The sequence below is a fragment of the Streptomyces fildesensis genome (assembly GCF_016107395.1).
Classification (GTDB): domain Bacteria; phylum Actinomycetota; class Actinomycetes; order Streptomycetales; family Streptomycetaceae; genus Actinacidiphila; species Actinacidiphila fildesensis.
In genome coordinates this window covers 354,334-373,000 of sequence record NZ_JAAIKO010000001.1, presented here as the reverse complement: position 1 = coordinate 373,000, position 18,667 = coordinate 354,334, and the positions used below count along the sequence as shown (strand labels likewise).

Below are 18,667 nucleotides of genomic sequence, written 5' to 3'. Positions count from 1 at the left end.
CTGCCTGCCGATGAATTCACGTCAGCGACGCGGTGTCGTCCTCCTGGTGGTCTCCGTGCTGTGCGCGGTGGCGGCCTTCGCGGGAGTCGTCACGGTCATCGGCAACGCACGGTCGGAGGTCGGCCCGAAGGTCACCGCCTACCAGCTGACCAAGGACGTGCCGGCCTACACGGCGGTGACGTCCGGGCAGTTGGAGAAGGTCCGGATACCGGAGAAGTGGCTTCCCGACACCGCCGTGCGCGACCTCGCCTCCGTCCAGGGGATGGTCGCGGCGATCCCGCTGAAACGCGGCTCGCTGCTGGAGTCCGGCATGGTCGCGGCCAGGCCGGTGCTCCAGTCCGGCCAGATGGAGATCGCCATCATGATCGACGCGGAGACCGGCGTCGCCGGGAAGATCACCCCGGGGTCGAAGGTCAACATCTTCGCCACCTTCGCGGGCAAGAAGGACACCGACCCCGATGTCTCGAAGATCATCGTCACCGGGGCGCGGGTCATCGACGTCGGCGAGATCAAGGCGTTCGACAAGAGCCAGGACTCCCAGCGGCAGGCCGCCCAGGGCGTGCCGATCACGTTCGCGCTCGACGCGGCCGACGCCCAGCGCGTCGCGTTCTCCGAGTCCTTCGCGCGTCACGTCCGGCTGGCGCTGATCGCCCCGGGCGACGACAGCGCCCCGGCCGCTGTCGACCGCACGTACACCCTGGCGGGGGACACGGGAGGCAAGAGGTGATCGTGAGGATCCTGTCCGGCACCAGTGACCCGGATGCCGCCCGCGCACTGGCCGGTCTGCTGCACCAGCTGCCCGGCGCGGAACCGGGCCCCGCACTGCCCGACTCCACGCTGCTGCTCGACACCCTCGCCCGGGCCGCCGAGGCGGGGATGGACGAGCTGCCCGAGGTCGTCATCGTGCACGACGGCATCACCCCGATGCCCGCGCTGGAACTGATACGGGAGGTCGCGCTCCGCTTCCCGGCCGTCGGCGTCGTCCTGCTCACCGCCGACCCGAGCCCGGCCGTGCTCTCCGCCGCGATGGACTCCGGAGCGCGCGGCGTCATCGGGCTGCCGCTGTCGTACGACGAGTTGGGCGCCCGCGTCGAGGCGGCCGCCGCCTGGGCCGGCGGGGTCCGCCGCCACCTCAGCCCGCAGCGCGCGCTGCCCGCCGTGGCCGGCGGCACCCTCGTCGCCGTCGCCGGTGCGAAGGGCGGCGTCGGCACCACCGTCACCGCCATCCAGCTCGCACTGGCCGCGCACGCCGCCGGCCGGTCCACCGCCCTCGTCGACCTGGACCTGCAGGGCGGCGACATCGCCTCGTACCTGGACGTCCAGTTCCGCCGCTCGATGGCCGACCTGGCCGACATCGCCGACATCTCGTCGCGCGTCCTGCACGACGCGATGTACGTCCACGAGTCCGGGCCCGCCCTGCTGCTCGCCCCGGGCGAGGGCGAACGCGGCGAGGACGTCACGGACCGGTCGGTGCGGCTGGTCCTGCACGCACTCCGGCAGCGGTACGAAGTGGTCGTCGTCGACTGCGGCACCCAGCTGACCACGGCCAACGCCGTGGCCGTCGAGACCGCCGACACGGCGCTGCTGGTCACCACCCCGGACGTCGTCGCGGTCCGCGCGGCCAAGCGCATGGTCCGGATGTGGGACCGGCTGCAGATCCGCAAACCGCAGGACACCACGACCGTCGTCAACCGCTACACGCGCGGCACCGAGATCCAGCCGTCCCTCGTCGCCCGCATCACCGGCACCAAGGTCGCGGCCTCCGTCGTGCCCGCCGCGTTCAAGGAACTCCAGTCCGTCATCGACGCGGGACGCCTCCACGACCTCGACAACCGCTCCACCGTGAAGCAGGGCCTGTGGGCGCTGGCGGCCGAACTCGGCCTCGCCGTCGGCGGCCACGCGCTGCCCAAGGCGGCCCGGCGCGGCAGGCGCAGCCTGCGCGACGACCGGGGCCAGGTGATCCTGGAGACCCTCGGCATGACGCCGATCATCCTCATCACCCTGATCCTGGTCTGGCAGGCGGTGCTCGCGGGCTACACGTTCACGCTCGCCGGCCACGCGGCGGACGAGGCGGCGCGGGCGGCGGCGGTGGGCACGGACGCGGACGCGGTGACGGCGGCACAGCGGGACCTGCCGGGCGCGTGGAACGGCACCACGACCGTCGACCGGAGCGACGGCAAGGTCACCGTCACCGTCAACCTCCAGGTCCCCGTCCTGTTCCCGGGCGCGATCGACTTCCCGCTGACGGTGCACGGCCACGCGTCCACGGTGGACGAGGAGACGAAGCGATGACCGGGCGCAGAGCGCGTACGTGGCGTGAACGCGGTTCGGCGTCCCTGGAGTTCCTCGGCGTCCTGCCGATCCTGCTGCTCATCGCCCTCGCCGGGATCCAGCTCGGCTTCGTCGCGTACGCCGCCAACCAGGCCGGCACGGCCGCCCGTACCGCCGCCCGCACCGCTGCGCTGCGCGCCCCGCACCCGGACGCGGGGGAAGCGGGCCGCAACGCGGTGAGCGACTGGCTGCGGGACGGCACCGTCATCTCGCCCGCCTCCGACGACGGCGACTCCGTCACCATGACCGCCACCATCAACATCCCGTCCGTCATCCCCGGCGTGAGCATCTTCGGTCCGGTGCGGCGCAGCGCGACCATGCCGAAAGAAGACACCACGCCATGAGCCTGCGCGCCCGCCTCGCCGTCACGGAAGAGGCCACCCCCCAGACCCAAGAGGGCCACATGGTGGCCGTCTACCGCACCAAGCTGCTCCAGGAGATCGACCTCGCCGAGATGTCGGCGCTCGCCACCGCCGAGCGGCGGGCCCGGCTGGAACGGGTACTCGGGCACATCATCAGCCGCGAGGGCCCGGTGCTGTCGACGAAGGAGCGCGCGGGCATCATCCGCCGCGTCGTGGACGAGGCGCTCGGCCTCGGCGTCCTCGAACCGCTCCTCGAAGACCCGACCATCACCGAGATCATGGTCAACGGACCGGACAAGATCTACGTCGAGCGGGGCGGCCGGGTCGAGCAGGTGGCCGTCCGCTTCTCGTCCGCCGAGCAGCTGCTGCAGACCATCGAACGCATCGTCTCGACCGTCAACCGCCGGGTCGACGAGTCCAATCCGATGGTCGACGCGCGCCTGCCGAGCGGTGAGCGCGTCAACGTCATCATCCCGCCGCTGTCGCTGAGCGGCCCGACGCTCACCATCCGCCGCTTCCCGCGCGCCTACACCCTGCAGGAACTGATAGCCCTCGGCACCCTCGACGAGCACATGCTGATGCTGCTCTCCTCGCTGGTCCGCGCGAAGTGCAACATCATCGTCAGCGGGGGCACCGGCTCCGGCAAGACGACGCTGCTCAACGCGCTGTCCGGGCTGATCCCGGAGGGCGAGCGCATCATCACCGTCGAGGATGCCGCCGAACTGCAGCTGCAGCAGGACCACGTCATCCGGCTGGAGACCCGGCCGCCGAACGTCGAGGGCGAGGGCCGCATCACCATCCGCGACCTCGTACGCAACTCCCTGCGCATGCGGCCCGACCGCATCATCGTCGGTGAGGTCCGCGGCGGCGAGACCCTCGACATGCTCCAGGCGATGTCCACCGGCCACGACGGCTCGCTCGCCACCGTCCACGCCAACTCGGCCGAGGACGCGGTGCTGCGCCTGCAGACGCTGGCCTCGATGAGCGAGGTCAAGATCCCCTTCGAGGCGCTGCGCGACCAGATCAACAGCGCGGTGGACGTGCTCGTGCAGCTCACCCGGCATGTCGACGGCACCCGCCGCATCGTCGAGATCGCCATGCTCTCCTCCCGCGGCCGTGACGTCTTCCGGCTCACCAGCGCCACCCGCTTCCGCGCCGAGCCGCTCGGTGCGGACCGCATCGTGCGCGGCTGGTACGAGCACCACCCGCTGCCCCGCGAGCTGGCGGAGCGCCTGTACCTGGCTGGTGAACACGTCCCGGCCGCCTTCGGCGTCGGCTCCAGCGAACTGGAACTCGACATCCGGGAGGCCAAGTGAGCGACCAGCTCCCGCTGATCGTCATCGGAGCCACCCTGCTCGCCCTGACGCTGGGTGTCTGGGGCCTGCACGCCTGGTCCGGCGGCCGCGCCGAACGCGCCGCCCTCGTCGAACGCCTCGCGGGCGAGCTGGGGTCGGGCGCCGGGCGGCATGTCCCCTTCGCCGCCCTGGACCGCCGGGTGCGCGCCACCGGCTGGGGCCGCCGGCTCGCCGGCCGCCTCGCGGCCACCGGCACCGACCTCACCCCCGGCCAGTTCACCGCGGCGGCCGTCGGCCTGGTCGGCGGCGCCTGGCTCGTCGCCGACGTCGTCCTCGCCCCGTTCTTCGGGCCGATCGCCGGGATCCTCGCGTTCTGGTCCGCGTACTCCTTCCTGGAGTGGCGCCGCCGCGTCCGCACCGAACGCTTCATCGCCCAACTACCCGAACTGGCCCGCGTCCTGGCCAACGCCACCCAGGCCGGCCTCGCGCTGCGCACCGCGGTCGGCATGGCGGCGGACGAGCTGGAGGCGCCGGCGGGCGAGGAGCTCAAGAAGGTCGCCGACGCGATGGCGATGGGCCACTCCGTCGAGGACGCGCTGGCCGAACTCCAGGAACGCCTGCCCAGCCGCGAGCTCATCGTCCTGGTCTCCACCCTTGTCCTGTCGAGCCGCGCGGGCGGTTCCGTCGTCGAGTCGCTCCGCAACCTGACGGTCACGCTGGAGGAGCGCAAGGAGACCCGGCGGGAGATCCGCACCCAGATGTCGCAGGTCACGGTCACCGCGTACGCCGTCCCCGTCATCGGCATCGGCTCGCTGTTCCTGCTGAACCAGATCATGCCGGGCTCGCTGAGCGCGATGACCGGCTCCAACCTCGGGCGCATCTGCGTGCTGATCTCGCTGGGCCTGTACGTGGTGGGCTTCTGGATGATCCGCCGGATGTCCCGGATCGACGTCTGAATCGACTGATGAAAGGGGTGAGCTGCTCATGGTGATGATCGGCCTCGGGCTGGCCCTCGCCCTGGCACTGTGCGCGGTCGGCGTGGTCCACGCGATCGCCCTCCTGCGCTCCGACGCCAAGCTCCCCGACGACCTGATGCTCGCCCTGGAAGTAGGCCGCACCCGAACCACCCGCACCGGCAACGCCGTCGACCAACTCGGCATGCGCTGGTCCCCGATGGTGATCCGCTGGATGGGCCCCGCCCGCGTCGCCAAAATGCGCATGAAGATCGACCACGCGGGCCACCCGCACGGGTTGACGGTGGAACGGTATGCGGCGCGGCGGGCGGTGTACGGGGCGCTGGGCGGGCTGGCGGCCTTCGCTCTCCTCACGAGCGGCCACTGGTTCCTGGCGCTGATTCTGGTCGGCTACGCATGGGGCTGGGCCGACCTCGGCCTCTGGCTCGCGGTCCGCAAACGCCGCGACGACATCGAGCGCACCCTCCCCGACTTCCTGGACGTGCTGGCGGTGGTGGTGAGCGCGGGTCTCGGCTTCCGTCAGGCACTGGAGCGCGTCAACACGGTCTACAAGGGACCGTGGTCGGACGAGATCCGCATTGCGCTGCGGCAGATGGATGTCGGGGTGAGCCGTCGCGACGCTTTCGATCAATTGCGGAAGCGAAATCGAAGCGATCAGGTAAGCCAATTCGTGAGCACTTTGCAGCAAGGCGAAGAGCTGGGCGCACCGATCGCCCGCACCCTTCTGCAGATAGCCCAGGACATGCGCAGGACCGAAGCGCAGAACGCCCGTCGGCGAGCGGCGAGAGCAGTGCCCAAAGCCACAGGCGTGATCACCACGTTGCTCGTGCCCGCGACCATGATCCTGCTGCTCACCGGCACGATCATGGGTTCTCAGATCAACTTCAACCAGATCATGGGGAATGGGTGATTCCGCACATGTGTGATGTACGGAACCGCCATATTGGATGCGCCAGTTGGCGCGTAAAGGGCTGCGGTTGCACGGGGTTCGGGTGTACCTTTGCAGACGCAACCATATTTGCACCTGCAATCAAGAACGGATCGGTACGGACCGGACCGGTGAGAGGCGGTGCGCCGTGAAGGGTGACGTCGAGGTCTGCGGTCGTAGTGAGCGTGTGAACGAGGGACCGGCCGTCGCATCGGGCGTGGTCGGCGTTCGTCAGGTGACAAAGGATGGGGCGATCAGACATGAGCAGGTGGGCAGTGAAGCGGCTCGTGGTCACGCAGATCTGGATGCGCGAGAGGGCGACGGACCGGGGGCAGACGTCGTTCGAGTACCTCGGCATCGCGGTGGTGATCGCGGTGATTATCGGCGCGTTGGCGACGACGGATATCGGAACCACGATCCGTACCGCCATCATCAACGCGATCGGAAAGATCTCGGGCGGCAACGGCAAGTAAGGCGCCGGGGACATGACGAGGGGCAGACCTTCGGCATCTACATCGTCGCTGTGGCGGCGCTGTTCTTCCTAGCGTTCGCGTTCTTCGCGGTGGGCCAAGCGTCCGCCAAGCGCAATGGCGCCCAGACCGCCGCGGACGCGGCGGCTCTGGCCGCCGCGCGGGAGACCCGTGACGAGGTGAAGGGGACCTTTGAGGACGCCTTGATCGCGGGGGACCTGGTGAACCTGGGCCAACTGCTCGGGGGAGTGGGCATGAACGGGGCGGGCGCATGCACCGCCGCGGAAGCCCTGGCATCGCAGAACGACGCTGAGGTCGCCACCTGTGCGCGCTCGGGCGGGCTGCCCGGTTCGACCGTCGCCGTCGTCACCAAGGGGACTGTGGGCAAGTCGGTGATCGACGGCACTGAGAACATCCACGCGAAGGCCGACGCCACGGCTGTTGTCGAAGCGCGCTGCGTCTTGAACGGCAAGGACGGAAAAGCCGTCAAGTTCAAGTGCAACGGGGAGGATCTCAGTGTCGACGCGACAGAGAACGGGTTCGTCCTGGATCTGTCGATGTTCTTCACTGTGCACCTCAGCAAGTGATGGCCGAGCAAGCGAGGATCGGGGAGCAATGGGAATTCGACGCAGCACGGTAGGCCGCCGGGCCGGGATGGTGGTGGCTCTTGCGGCCGGCGCCGTCTTGACACTGGCCGGCTGCGGCGGAGGGGGCGGCGACAAGCCCTCTGACAACAAGCCCTCGACCAAGTCCGCTGCTCCCCAAGGGGGCTCCTCGTCCGGGGGTAAGTCGCTGACTCCGGAGCCCACTCAGGTGCTGGCGCAGATCAAGGGCGAGAAGAACATCGTCGTCACCATCAACTCGGCCGTCAGGGATGCAGGCGGCTTTGTCACCGTCTCCGGCACAGTCACCAACAACGGCGACGAGGCATTCACTGCCGGGAGCTGGCAGGGCGCCGAGGTGGCTCTCGTCCCGTCCGGGTCCTCCCTTGCCGGAGCCGTCCTCGTCGATCAAGCGGGAAAGAAGCGGTATTACGTTCTCCGGGACACGGAAGGGAAGTGCCTCTGCACGATGGGGCTCAACCTCATCCAGCCCAAGGAGACCCGTCCCATCTTCGCGCAGTTCCCCGCTCCACCCACCGGTACCACCTCCGTGGAGTTCCAGCTCCCCACCATGCCGCCCGCCAAGATCCAGATTTCGGAGGGGTGAGCGATCATGCCCCGTACCAAGCGACGTGCCGCCGGTGCGGCCGTGCTCACGCTTTCGGTTGTCACGATCACGTTCGCCGGGCCCGTCGGGATCGCGCGGGCGGATGGGGGGCCGTCGGCTTCGCCTTCTACGGTGGCGCCTTCGGCGCCGGTGAAGGTCGATCCGACCTCGCCGCGGCTGAAGTTGCCGGAAGGGGCGACGCTGGCGCCGGCGAAGGTGCTGGACATCGTGGCGGTCACGGACCAGTCGTCGACGAGTGCGAGTCAGCCGGAGCAGCGGCATGAGGAGTCCAACTCCTCGATCACGTACGCGCTGCAGTCGGAGGTGCTGTTCGAGATCGACAGTGCGGTGCTGTCGCCGGCCGCGGCGGCGCGGATCAAGGCCATTGCGGGCGACATCAACGCAAAGAAGGTTTCGTCACCCATCCGGGTCTTCGGGTTCACCGACAACCTGGGCAGCAGCGAGCACGGGGACGTGTTGTCGAAGCAACGCGCCGACGCCGTCTACAAAATTTTGGCCCAGGCGCTCGGATCCGCCGGTGGCGCAAGCCACAGTTTCCAGGTGCGCGGCTACGGCGAGGACTATCCCATTGCTGACAATTCATCCGAAGCGGGACGCCGTCAGAACCGCCGGGTGGAGATTACGTTCACACCGTCCGCCGCGTGAGGTGCTGAGCACGTGCTCATAAGCGGTACGGTGTAACTCCCCCCCCTCGGGCCGGTTCGCTCTCCCCCCCTGCGAACCGGCCCGTTTTTTGTTGCCCTCATCCGGGCGCCCGCCGCACCCGCGCCCCCGCCGGAGCCTCAGAGCCGGCAGCCGCCCGTCGCGTCGACGATCTGGCCGGTGATCCAGCGGGCGTCGTCGGAGGCGAGGAAGGCGACGGGGGCGGCGATGTCGTCGGGGAGGCCGACGCGGCCGAGTGCGGTGTCCGCGGCGACCAGCTCCTGCGCTTCCGGGTTGCCGCGCAGCCAGAAGGCGTTGGCGTCGGTGTCGACCGTGGCGGGGGCCACCGTGTTGACGGTGATGTTGCGCGGGCCGAGGTGCTTGGCGAGGGTGTGGCCGAGGACGTCGAGCGCGCCCTTCGTCATGCCGTACGCGATCGTCTCGGGAAGCGCGATGCGGGTGACGGCGGAGCTGATGTTGATGATGCGGCCGCCGTCGCGGAGCAGCGGCAGCACGCGCTGGACAAGGAAGAACGGCGCGCGCACATTGACGGCGAAGAGCCGTTCGAAGCGCTCCGGTGACTCCGCCTCGATCGGCCCGCCGGCGGCGTTGATCGCGGCGTTGTTGACGAGGATGTCCAAGCGGGGTGCCTGGCCGGTGTGTTCGCGCAGCCCGCGTTCGAGGGCGTGCACCAACGTGTCCACATCGCCCTCGACACCCAGCTCGGCCTCCAGGGCGAAGGCCCGGCCCCCGGCCGTCAGGATGCCGTCGACCGTCTCCTTGGCCGCGGTCTCGTTGCTGCCGTAGTGGACCGCGACGAGGGCGCCGTCCGCCGCGAGGCGCTGGGCGATCGCGCGCCCGATGCCACGCGAGGCTCCGGTCACCAGTGCCGTCTTGCCGGTCAGATCTCCCATGGCGGGCTCCTTGTCAGGGTGGGCGCTGTGCGGTGGGGCGACTTTCGCGCGGCGTGCTGACCGGCTGCGCACCGCGCGCTGACCCTAGATTGGCGCCATGCGGGAAAAGGGGATTATTCGGTATGTAGCGGGCGTGGTCGGCGCGGCCGCCGTGCTGAGCGCGTGCTCCGCCGGTGAAGGAGCGCCCGAGGGGTGGAAGGTGCTGCGCGGCGGCTCGGTGGCCGTCGCGCATCCGAAGGCGTGGGAGGAAGCGCGGCCCGCAGGGAAGAGCACCGCCGGCGCGCAGGCCTCCGCCGTGCTCCGCGGCGCGGGCGGCCGCCCGGTCGGCGAGATCACCGTGTGGCCCGGCGGCGCCACCCGGCGGGGCGTCCGCGCACACGCCATGACGATCGACGGCCGGCCCGCCCAGCAGCTGCGGTACGTGGAACGGGCGGCGGACGGCAGCAGCAACCGGGCCGTCGAGATCACCACGACCGACAGCCACGGCCGCCCGGTCCTCGTCCGTGTCACCGGACCCGACGTCGACGGCTGGCCCGATGAACTGCGGCAGATCGTCAACAGCATCGACGTCAGCTGAGGTCAGCGGACGTCAGCCGGCATCGATCTTCACCCGCACCCCGCGCCGCAGCCCCCAGCGCTCCATCGCGCCCGCCTCCGCCTCCAGCACATGCCGCGCGCGCAGCCGGGGCCGCCCCAGGCGGCCGGGCGGCATGGTGCGCACCGCCAGGACGCGCAGCCGGCGGTCCAGATAGGCGACGTCGATCGCGAAGCGCATCCGTACGGTGTGCACGCTCGTCGCGGGTGTGAGCAGGAGCGCCCCCGTCAGTCCGTCCCGCCCGAGCAGTCCCCGGGTCCTGGCCCGGTAGGAAGCGGCGATCTCCAGCGGTACGGGCGGGAGCGGCTCCCGGCCCGTGCCGTCAGCTGATTCCCCGGCCTCTCCCGCCGCCACCGCTTCCGGCGCGGTGAGCCGCAACGTTCCGCCGCCGTCCTGCCACCGGACCGTCCGACCCGTCAGACCCATCCGTCCCGCACCTCCGTGTAGCCTCGGCCCCCGAAACCCCGCAGGGCCGCGCCTCCCGCGCCGTGCCGAATCCGTCCCGCACGGGAGGACCCCGGATGTCTGTCTACCTCACCGCAGTCGCCGCCGTCTGGGGAATCGTGGCGGGCCTCGCGTTGCCGCGCGCCATCCACCGGCTCGCGGTCGCGTCCGGGGAACCGGTGCGCGCGGACGACGAGGACGGCCTGCCGTATCCCCCGGGCCCGCGCGGCTGGATCGGCGGGAGCAGTGGGAGCAGCGGGAGCAGTGGGAGCAGCGATAACGGTGGGACGGGCACACGGCAGCGCCCGTACGGCACCGTGCTCCTCTGCGTCACGGCCTGCGCCGCGCTCGCCGCGCTCGTCGGGGCGCGTCCCGAACTGGTGGTGTGGCTGCTGCTCGTGCCGCTCGGCGTGCTGCTGGCCCGCATCGACCTGGCCGTCTTCCGGCTCCCCGACGTCCTGACCCTCCCCGTGCTGGCCGGCACGGCCGCCCTGCTGGGCGCCGCCGCCCTGCTGCCGGGGCACGAGGGCTCCTGGCCGCGGGCGTTGCTCGGCGGGGTCGTCCTCGGGGCGGTCTACTTCCTGCTGTTCCTCATCAACCCGGCCGGCATGGGCTTCGGCGACGTGAAGCTCGCCCCGACGCTCGGCCTCGCCCTCGGCTGGTACGGCTGGCCGGTGCTCTTCGCGGGCACCTTCGCGGGGTTCGTCCTCGGCGCCGTCGCCGGGCTCGTGCTGCTGGCCACCCGCCGGGCGAACCGTAAGACGCCCCTGCCCTTCGGGCCGTTCATGCTGATCGGCGCGCTGGGCGGAGTGCTGCTGGCGACCGCCTGACCACCACCGGCACCACCCCGCCCGACGCAAAGCGAAGGAACGCGCCGCGAAGCAACGCGCCGCGAAGCAACGCGCCGCGACGACGTCAGTCCTACGCCTCGCTGCTCACCGACCAGAGGTTCACGCCCTCCGGCTCCACCGCGTACTGGTCGATCTCCGCCAGCTCCTCCGTCGTGAGCTTCGGCGCGCCGACCGCCGCCACGTTGGCCTCCAGCTGCTTGACCGACGACGCGCCGATGAGCGCCGAGGTGACGCGCTCGTCGCGCAGCACCCAGCTCAGCGCGAGCTGGGCGAGGGACTGGCCGCGGCGCTGCGCGATCTCGTTGAGGGCCTGGAGCCGGGTGACCGTCTCCTTGTTGACCAGGCCCGGGTCGAGGGACTTGCCCTGGGCGGCGCGGGAGTCGTCGGGGATGCCGCCGAGGTACTTGTCCGTCAGCAGACCCTGGGCGAGCGGTACGAAGCCGATGCAGCCCATGCCCTCGTCGGCGAGGACGTCGAGCAGTCCGTCGTCCTCGATCCAGCGGTTGATCATCGAGTACGAGGGCTGGTGGATGAGCGCCGGGACGCCCAGCTCGCGCAGGATGCGGGCCGCCTCGCGGGTGCGCTCGGGGCTGTACGAGGAGATGCCGACGTAGAGCGCCTTGCCCTGCTGGACGGCGGAGGCCAGGGCGCCCATCGTCTCCTCGAGCGGGGTCTCCGGGTCGAAGCGGTGCGAGTAGAAGATGTCGACGTAGTCGAGGCCCATGCGGGACAGCGACTGGTCGAGCGAGGCGAGCAGGTACTTGCGGGAACCGGCGTCGCCGTACGGGCCCGGCCACATGTCCCAGCCGGCCTTGCTGGAGATGACCAGCTCGTCGCGGTACGGGCGGAAGTCCTGCGCCAGGATCGTCCCGAAGTTGGACTCGGCGGCGCCGTAGGGCGGGCCGTAGTTGTTGGCCAGGTCGAAGTGGGTGACGCCCAGGTCGAAGGCGCGGCGCAGGATCGCGCGCTGCGAGTCGAGGGTGCGGTCGTCACCGAAGTTGTGCCACAGGCCCAGCGAGATCGCGGGGAGCTTCAGCCCGCTGCGGCCGGTGCGGCGGTACTCCATGGAGTCGTAGCGCTCGTCGGCGGCGCGGTAGAGGGAACGGTTATTCATGCACTCTGCCTATCACGCCTCCGGGCCCCCGGATCCGAACCGGAAGCCGGGCACCCGGTTCGTGTGCTCACCGCCGCGCGCAGTACTGTGGCGATCGGGTGACGAGCGCTGGAGGGGCTGGTACGCGATGAATCTGCGCGACCTGGTGTATGGGCTGTATGCCCGCCGAGTGGAGCACCGCCTCGATCTGGCCCAGGGACCCAAGCACATCGGTGTGATCCTGGACGGCAACCGGCGCTGGGCCAAGGCCGCGGGCGGTACGACGGAGCAGGGCCACCGGGCCGGCGCCGACAAGATCGCCGAGATGCTGGGCTGGTGCGAGGAGACCGGGGTCAAGGTCGTCACGCTCTGGCTGCTGTCGACCGACAACCTGGACCGTCCCGCCGAGGAGCTCGTCCCGCTGCTGGGCATCATCGAGGGCGCGGTGAGCGGGCTGGCCGAGACCGGCCGCTGGCGCGTCCACCACGTCGGCACGATGGACATGCTGCCGGCGCGCACCCAGTCGGTGCTGAAGGAGGCCGAGCAGGCCACCCATGGCGTCGAGGGCATCCTCGTGAACGTCGCGGTCGGCTACGGCGGGCGACAGGAGATCGCGGACGCGGTCCGCTCGCTGCTGCACGAGCACGCGGGGCGCGGCACGTCCATCGAGGACCTCGCCGAGCTGCTGGACGTCGAGCACATCGCGGAGCACCTCTACACCCGCGGTCAGCCCGACCCGGACCTCGTCATCCGCACCAGCGGAGAGCAGCGGCTGTCGGGCTTCATGCTCTGGCAGAGCGCCCACTCCGAGTACTACTTCTGCGAAGTCTTCTGGCCGGCCTTCCGCAAGGTCGACTTCCTGCGCGCGCTGCGTGACTACGCGGCGCGGCACCGCCGCTACGGTTCGTAGCCGTCCGAGGCCGGCTCGACGACCACGTCCGGCCGACCGCGAGTACCCCCTCCTGCCGATCCCGGGTACCTCCTGCGGCCGACCCCGAGTGGCCGCTCCGTAGCCTCCTTCGGCCATCTGCCGCAGCATCTTCCGTTCATCTGCCGCACTTTTTTCGGGCCCGCGCCAGGATTGATGGCACAGCTGTCATATGCAGTCGCATAGGCACCCGCTTTCGAGGGCATACACCGGTCAACAGCGGACGGCACCCAGGTTCGTCCGCCCGGGAGGCCCATTGCCCACGGACGTGCCGTTTACGGAGGGCCGCGGACCGGCCCACGCGCCCGGTCCCGGCCCAGTACAGCGCGACGTTGTCGCACCCCGACCTCTGCCCGAGGGGGTTCGTCCACACGTGGTGAAAAGCAAGAATCGCCGGGAGCACGACCGGCGCACTTACGTCCTCGACACCAGCGTCCTGCTTGCCGACCCCAATGCCCTCACCCGCTTCGACGAGCACGAAGTCGTGCTCCCGGTGGTGGTGGTCACGGAGTTGGAGGCCAAGCGGGCCCATCCAGAGCTCGGCTACTTCGCCCGACAGGCGTTGCGGCTGCTCGACGACTTCCGGATCAAGTACGGGCGTCTCGACGCCCCGATCCCGATCGGCGAGCTGGGTGGCACGCTCCGCGTCGAACTGAACCACTCGGACCCCGGGGTGCTCCCCGTCGGGTTCCGGCTAGGTGACAACGATTCGCGCATTCTGGCGGTCGCCCGCAACCTCCAGGCCGAGGGGTACGACGTCACGGTCGTCTCCAAGGACCTGCCGCTGCGGGTGAAAGCCTCCTCCGTCGGCCTCGCGGCCGAGGAGTACCGGGCCGAGCTGGCGATCACGTCGGGCTGGACCGGTATGGAGGAGCTGCTGGTCGACGCGGAGGAGGTGGACAGGCTCTACGCGGAAGAGGTCATCGTCCTGCCCGAGGCGGGCGACCTGCCCGTGCACACCGGACTGGTCCTCCAGTCCGAGCGCGGCAAGGCGCTCGGCCGGGTGACCGAGGACGGCCGGGTGCGGCTGGTGCGCGGCGACCGGGAGGCCTTCGGGCTGCACGGCCGCAGCGCGGAACAGCGGGTCGCGCTGGATCTGCTGCTCGATCCCGATGTGGGGATCGTGTCGCTGGGCGGCCGGGCCGGCACCGGCAAGTCGGCACTGGCCCTGTGCGCGGGCCTGGAGGCGGTGCTGGAGCGTCAGCAGCACCGCAAGGTGATGGTCTTCCGGCCGCTGTACGCGGTCGGCGGACAGGAGCTGGGATACCTGCCGGGCAGTGAGTCGGAGAAGATGAGCCCCTGGGCTCAGGCCGTCTTCGACACGCTGTCCGCGGTGACATCGAAGGAGGTCATCGAGGAGGTCGTGGCGCGGGGCATGCTCGAAGTGCTGCCACTGACCCACATCCGCGGCCGGTCGCTCCACGACGCGTTCGTGATCGTGGACGAGGCCCAGTCGCTCGAACGGAACGTCCTGTTGACCGTTCTGTCGCGTATCGGTGCCGGATCGCGGGTCATTCTGACCCATGACGTGGCACAGCGGGACAACTTGAGGGTCGGGCGGTACGACGGTGTGGTGGCCGTCGTCGAAAAGCTCAAGGGACATCCGCTCTTCGCGCACATCACCCTGAACCGGTCCGAACGCTCCCCGATCGCCGCATTGGTGACGGAGTTGCTGGAGGACAACGGGGTATGACCCGGTAACCGTGCGTGAGTTGAGGCTGCTGCGCCCCCAAGGGGCGCAGCAGCCTAGCGTTGTGGGGCGCGCCGCGCCGGGGTTTTCCGCTCATGAAGCCGTGTGACGTTTGCCACGCATCCGTAAATTGCTTGACGGCCTTCCCTTCCCGCTAGGGTGTGACGCTGTCAGGCCCCGCTTACGGCACACCCACACCCCCAGCGGTGTGGAACCCCAGAACTGAACAGCGTTGCCGCCGTAAGCCGCCCGAGCACCACGCGGAATCCCGTCAGGGACCCGCACCGGGCCAGTGCCCCCGTGACCAGTCGGACCGTTCGCGGTCCGGAACAAGGGGAGGCCAGCGTTCAGGGGCACGATTCGGTCCGCGAGGTCACCACGCGGACGGTGCTGGAAGGACAACCGTGTGAGCCGGATCTCGGTCCGGGGATTCGCAGTGGCCTCGGCCACCGCAGTCACCACCGTGGGCGCCGTAGTCGGCGTCGCAGCAGGCGCTGACCAGGGCTCCAACCAGCCTGTCGAGGCCGCCGGCGCGACGACCGTACTCGCGGACATACCCGCTGGCCAGCAGGTTCAGCAGGCTTCACTGACGCAGCAGGCGCAGGCACAGTCCGACGCCGCCGACGCGACAGCGAAGAAGGCAGCCGAGGACAGCGCGCGCCAGCAGGCAGCCAAGGACGCCTCCGCCAAGAAGAAGGCCGCCGACGAAGCGGCCGCCAAGGCGAAGGAAGCCCGGGAACTGGAGGCGAAGGCGGCGGCGAGCCGTTCCGCGGAGCGTGCGACGTTCGCGGTCAAGAGCTCGTACACGACGGCCGAAGTCAAGGCCATGGCCCTGCAGATCGTCGGCTCCAGCCAGTTCCAGTGCTTCTCCAACATCGTGGAGCACGAGAGCGGCTGGGACTACACGGCGACCAACCAGTCCTCTGGCGCGTACGGACTCGTGCAGTCCTACCCGGGCTCGAAGATGGCTTCCGTCGGCGCCGACTGGCGGACCAATCCGGCCACGCAGATCAAGTGGGGCCTCAACTACATGAACGAGCGGTACGACAGCCCGTGCGGTGCCTGGTCCTACTGGCAGCAGCACCACTCGTACTGAGTCACGGCGGCCGGTTCGTCCCGGTATCAGGTGAGCTTCCCCGTGTGCCCCCCGACCCCAGCCGGTCGGGGGGCACACGCATGAGCGGAGCGGCACAGGGCGGGCGGCAGGAGAGGCAACCCCGGGCACGAGTAACGTCGTCCTCCTCACCGATGCCGGTGCGGGTGCCGGAACGAAGGGGCAGGGGAACGCGATGTCGGAAAAGCGCCATTGGAGCGCGGTGGTTGCCTCCAAGCTGGCCAAGCTCGCCGACCGCCTCGACGAACGGCGCGCGGAGGTGACGGCCGAGCAGGACGAGCAGCCCGACGCCCCGCCGCCGAAGACCAGGCCGCGACCGCATGTCCCGCGGAAGGCCGGATCCGGGACCGCAGCCGAGTCCGAGCCGAGGCCCGCGCCCAAGGCCGTGGCGGCCGCCGGCCATCCGCCGCAGGCGCCGGGCGGCGCACAGCTGCCCGACCCGCTGGGCGTCGTGCCGTGGAGCATGCGCGTCGCGGCCGAGGTCGCCTGGCGGCTGCTGGTACTGGCCGGCACCGTCTGGGTGCTGATGCGGATCATCGGCGCCATCCAACTGGTCGTCCTGGCCTTCGTCGCCGCGCTCCTCATCACCGCGCTGCTCCAGCCCGTCGTGGGCCGGCTCAGACGCGCCGGGGTACCGCGCGGCCTCGCCACCGGCATCACCTTCATCGGCGGCTTCGTGCTGATGGGCCTGGTCGGCTGGTTCGTCGTGTGGCAGGTGATGGACAACGTCGACGACCTGTCCACCAAGCTCACCGACGGCGTCGCCGAGATGAAGCGCTGGCTGCTCAACAGCCCGTTCCACGTCACCGAGGACCAGATCAACCAGCTCGCCAAGAACCTCACCGACACCATCAGCACGAACACCAAGGCCGTCACCGACGCCGGCCTCCAGGGCGTCACCGTCATCGTCGAACTGCTCACCGGCATGCTGCTCGCGATGTTCAGCACGCTCTTCCTGCTCTACGACGGCCGCAACATCTGGAACTGGACCCTCAAGCTCTTCCCGGCCGCCGCCCGCGACGGGCTGGCGGGCGCCGGGCCGCGCGCCTGGCGGACGCTGACGCTCTACGTGCGCGGCACGGTGATAGTGGCCCTCATCGACGCCGTCTTCATCGGCGTGGGCATCTGGTTCCTGAACGTGCCGATGGCGGTGCCGCTGGCCGTCGTCATCTTCGTCGCCGCCTTCGTCCCGCTGGTCGGCGCGGTCGCCTCGGGCGCGCTGGCGATGGTCGTCGCGCTCGTGACCGAGGGGCCGTTCACCGCCCTGATGGTGCTCATCGTGGTGCTCGCGGTCCAGCAGATCGAGGGCCACATCCTGCAGCCCTTCATCCTCGGCCGCGCCGTCCGCGTCCACCCGCTGGCCGTGGTGCTCTCCGTCGCCGCCGGCTCGCTCATCGCCGGCATCGGCGGCGCCGTCGTCGCGGTCCCGCTCGTCGCCGTGACGAACACGGTCGTCGGCTACCTCCGCAGCCACGCCCGGGAGGCCGCCATGGTCACCGAGCCCGGCCCGCACGGCGCCACGGTCGAGGAGCTCGCCCCGATCGGCGGCCTGGCGGAGGAGAGCTAGCACCTGGGCACGCACAACCGCACACGTACAGCGGGCCCCCGACCATCGGTCGGGGGCCCGCTGCGTGATGCGGTGCGGCTGCTCAGCCGGCGATGACGGCCTCGGCGTCCAGCGTCGTTCCGACCGCCTGGACGACGGCGGCGATCTTGACCGCTTCCTGGATCGTCTCGCGCGAGACGTCCGCCTTGCGCAGTACGGCCTCGTGCGAGTCCAGGCACTGGCCGCAGCCGTTGACGGCCGAGACCGCCAGCGACCACAGCTCGAAGTCGACCTTCTCCACACCCGGGTTGCCGATGACGTTCATCCGCAGCCCCGCGCGCAGCGTGCCGTACTCCGGGTCCGACAGCAGGTGCCGGGTCCGGTAGAAGACGTTGTTCATCGCCATGATCGCGGCAGCGGACTTGGCGGCGGTGTACGCCTCGGGGGAGAGGTTGGCCTTGGCCTCCGGCTCCAGCTCGCTCAGCACCCGCGGCGAACGCGACGCGATGGCGACGGCGAGCACCGTGCCCCACAGCTGCTGCTGCGGAAGCTCGGAGTTACCGATGACCGAACCGAGGTTCAGCTTCAGGTCCTTGGCGTAGTCGGGCAGCGCCGACTTGAGGTTGTCCAGCGACATACCGGATCACTCGCCCGCGAGGAGCGCGACCGGGTCGAGGGTCGTCTCGCCCTTGCTCCAGTTGCACGGGCACAGCTCGTCGGTCTGCAGGGCGTCGAGCACCCGCAGCACCTCCTTGGGGTTACGCCCCACGGAACCGGCGGTCACCATCGTGAACTGGATCTCGTTGTTGGGGTCGACGATGAACACGGCACGCTGCGCGAAGCCGTCCTCGCCCTCGACGCCGCAGTCGCGCATGAGCTCGTGCTTGGAGTCCGCGAGCATCGGGAAGGGCAGGTCACGCAGATCGGCGTGGTCCTTGCGCCAGGCGTGGTGCACGAACTCGGAGTCGCCGGAAACGCCGAGGATCTGGGCGTCGCGGTCGGCGAACTCGTCGTTCAGCTTGCCGAACGCGGCGATCTCGGTCGGGCAGACGAAGGTGAAGTCCTTCGGCCAGAAGAACACCACGCGCCACTTGCCCTCGTACGACTTGTGGTCGATCTGGGCGAAGGCCTTGTCCGCGTCGAGATCGACGCAGGCAGTCAGGTCGTAGGTGGGGAACTTGTCACCGACAGTGAGCACGCGCTCTCCTTGAAACATTGGAAATCCCTTTTGAGGCTTTCCAGAGGGTTGGACGTATTCCA

The 18,667-nt window shown here is 70.1% G+C and carries 21 protein-coding genes; 16 read left to right on the top strand and 5 right to left on the bottom strand.

Annotation, left to right across the window (positions count from 1 at the left end; all coding sequences use genetic code 11):
* Positions 1-10 precede the first annotated feature (10 nt).
* From cpaB to C6N31_RS01550, 10 genes are all read left to right on the top strand, one after another.
* The gene (gene cpaB / locus C6N31_RS01595) at positions 11-727 is read left to right on the top strand and encodes a Flp pilus assembly protein CpaB (RefSeq protein WP_138352135.1); all 717 of its coding nucleotides are present in this window, start codon (positions 11-13) and stop codon (positions 725-727) included.
* Entirely contained in the window at positions 724-2,292 is a 1,569-nt protein-coding gene (locus C6N31_RS01590) for a CpaE/TadZ family protein (RefSeq protein ID WP_198357030.1), read from the top strand. Before cpaB ends, C6N31_RS01590 begins: the two co-directional genes overlap by 4 nt.
* Positions 2,289-2,675 carry a TadE/TadG family type IV pilus assembly protein gene (locus C6N31_RS01585; protein ID WP_138352133.1) on the top strand — a complete coding sequence of 129 codons (387 nt, stop codon included), beginning with the start codon at positions 2,289-2,291 and terminating at the stop codon, positions 2,673-2,675. Before C6N31_RS01590 ends, C6N31_RS01585 begins: the two co-directional genes overlap by 4 nt.
* On the top strand, positions 2,672-4,009 hold the full coding sequence (locus C6N31_RS01580; protein ID WP_138352132.1) for a TadA family conjugal transfer-associated ATPase: 1,338 nt from the start codon (positions 2,672-2,674) through the stop codon (positions 4,007-4,009). Before C6N31_RS01585 ends, C6N31_RS01580 begins: the two co-directional genes overlap by 4 nt.
* Positions 4,006-4,944: a type II secretion system F family protein gene (locus C6N31_RS01575; RefSeq protein WP_138352131.1), complete on the top strand. Its 939-nt coding sequence runs from the start codon at positions 4,006-4,008 to the stop codon at positions 4,942-4,944. The genes C6N31_RS01580 and C6N31_RS01575 overlap by 4 nt, the downstream gene beginning before the upstream one ends.
* A gap of 34 nt (positions 4,945-4,978) precedes the next feature.
* Positions 4,979-5,872: a DUF5936 domain-containing protein gene (locus C6N31_RS01570; protein WP_198357105.1), complete on the top strand. Its 894-nt coding sequence runs from the start codon at positions 4,979-4,981 to the stop codon at positions 5,870-5,872.
* Between the two features lie 278 nt (positions 5,873-6,150).
* A complete protein-coding gene (locus C6N31_RS01565; RefSeq protein WP_198357029.1) occupies positions 6,151-6,363 on the top strand; it encodes a hypothetical protein in 213 nt (70 codons plus the stop codon).
* Between the two features lie 50 nt (positions 6,364-6,413).
* On the top strand, positions 6,414-6,947 hold the full coding sequence (locus tag C6N31_RS01560; RefSeq protein WP_307811142.1) for a pilus assembly protein TadG-related protein: 534 nt from the start codon (positions 6,414-6,416) through the stop codon (positions 6,945-6,947).
* 226 nt (positions 6,948-7,173) lie between these two features.
* Positions 7,174-7,569: a hypothetical protein gene (locus tag C6N31_RS01555; RefSeq protein WP_306664928.1), complete on the top strand. Its 396-nt coding sequence runs from the start codon at positions 7,174-7,176 to the stop codon at positions 7,567-7,569.
* A gap of 6 nt (positions 7,570-7,575) precedes the next feature.
* A complete protein-coding gene (locus tag C6N31_RS01550; protein ID WP_138352128.1) occupies positions 7,576-8,235 on the top strand; it encodes an OmpA family protein in 660 nt (219 codons plus the stop codon).
* Between the two features lie 137 nt (positions 8,236-8,372).
* Here the strand turns inward: C6N31_RS01550 and C6N31_RS01545 are convergent, their stop codons facing one another.
* Positions 8,373-9,146, bottom strand: a complete 774-nt coding sequence (locus C6N31_RS01545) for an SDR family NAD(P)-dependent oxidoreductase (RefSeq protein WP_198357027.1) — start codon at positions 9,144-9,146, stop codon at positions 8,373-8,375.
* Between the two features lie 97 nt (positions 9,147-9,243).
* On the opposite strand from C6N31_RS01545, the gene C6N31_RS01540 reads away from it, so the two are divergent.
* Positions 9,244-9,723, top strand: a complete 480-nt coding sequence (locus C6N31_RS01540) for a hypothetical protein (protein WP_198357026.1) — start codon at positions 9,244-9,246, stop codon at positions 9,721-9,723.
* 12 nt (positions 9,724-9,735) lie between these two features.
* Here the strand turns inward: C6N31_RS01540 and C6N31_RS01535 are convergent, their stop codons facing one another.
* Entirely contained in the window at positions 9,736-10,167 is a 432-nt protein-coding gene (locus tag C6N31_RS01535) for a DUF192 domain-containing protein (protein WP_198357025.1), read from the bottom strand.
* Positions 10,168-10,262: 95 nt separating this feature from the next.
* Between C6N31_RS01535 and C6N31_RS01530 the strand changes: the two genes are divergently transcribed.
* Positions 10,263-11,015, top strand: a complete 753-nt coding sequence (locus C6N31_RS01530) for a prepilin peptidase (protein WP_198357024.1) — start codon at positions 10,263-10,265, stop codon at positions 11,013-11,015.
* 91 nt (positions 11,016-11,106) lie between these two features.
* Here the strand turns inward: C6N31_RS01530 and mgrA are convergent, their stop codons facing one another.
* Positions 11,107-12,150 (bottom strand): L-glyceraldehyde 3-phosphate reductase, encoded by a 1,044-nt coding sequence (gene mgrA / locus C6N31_RS01525; protein WP_138352122.1) that lies wholly within the window; start codon positions 12,148-12,150, stop codon positions 11,107-11,109.
* Positions 12,151-12,277: 127 nt separating this feature from the next.
* Between mgrA and C6N31_RS01520 the strand changes: the two genes are divergently transcribed.
* The 4 genes from C6N31_RS01520 to C6N31_RS01505 all read left to right on the top strand — a co-directional run bounded on the left by C6N31_RS01520 (position 12,278) and on the right by C6N31_RS01505 (position 17,428).
* Entirely contained in the window at positions 12,278-13,039 is a 762-nt protein-coding gene (locus C6N31_RS01520; RefSeq protein WP_138352121.1) for an isoprenyl transferase, read from the top strand.
* A 391-nt stretch (positions 13,040-13,430) separates the two neighbouring features.
* Complete coding sequence (gene phoH2, locus C6N31_RS01515; RefSeq protein ID WP_138352120.1) at positions 13,431-14,750, top strand: RNA 5'-3' helicase PhoH2; 1,320 nt, start codon at positions 13,431-13,433, stop codon at positions 14,748-14,750.
* 403 nt (positions 14,751-15,153) lie between these two features.
* Positions 15,154-15,843 (top strand): aggregation-promoting factor C-terminal-like domain-containing protein, encoded by a 690-nt coding sequence (locus C6N31_RS45860; RefSeq protein WP_138352119.1) that lies wholly within the window; start codon positions 15,154-15,156, stop codon positions 15,841-15,843.
* 193 nt (positions 15,844-16,036) lie between these two features.
* Positions 16,037-17,428 carry an AI-2E family transporter gene (locus C6N31_RS01505; protein WP_198357023.1) on the top strand — a complete coding sequence of 464 codons (1,392 nt, stop codon included), beginning with the start codon at positions 16,037-16,039 and terminating at the stop codon, positions 17,426-17,428.
* 82 nt (positions 17,429-17,510) lie between these two features.
* On the opposite strand, the gene C6N31_RS01500 is transcribed toward C6N31_RS01505, so the two are convergent.
* Both C6N31_RS01500 and C6N31_RS01495 read right to left on the bottom strand, forming a co-directional pair.
* Positions 17,511-18,044 (bottom strand): alkyl hydroperoxide reductase, encoded by a 534-nt coding sequence (locus tag C6N31_RS01500; protein WP_138352117.1) that lies wholly within the window; start codon positions 18,042-18,044, stop codon positions 17,511-17,513.
* A gap of 6 nt (positions 18,045-18,050) precedes the next feature.
* Positions 18,051-18,605 carry a peroxiredoxin gene (locus C6N31_RS01495; protein WP_138352116.1) on the bottom strand — a complete coding sequence of 185 codons (555 nt, stop codon included), beginning with the start codon at positions 18,603-18,605 and terminating at the stop codon, positions 18,051-18,053.
* Positions 18,606-18,667 lie beyond the last annotated feature (62 nt).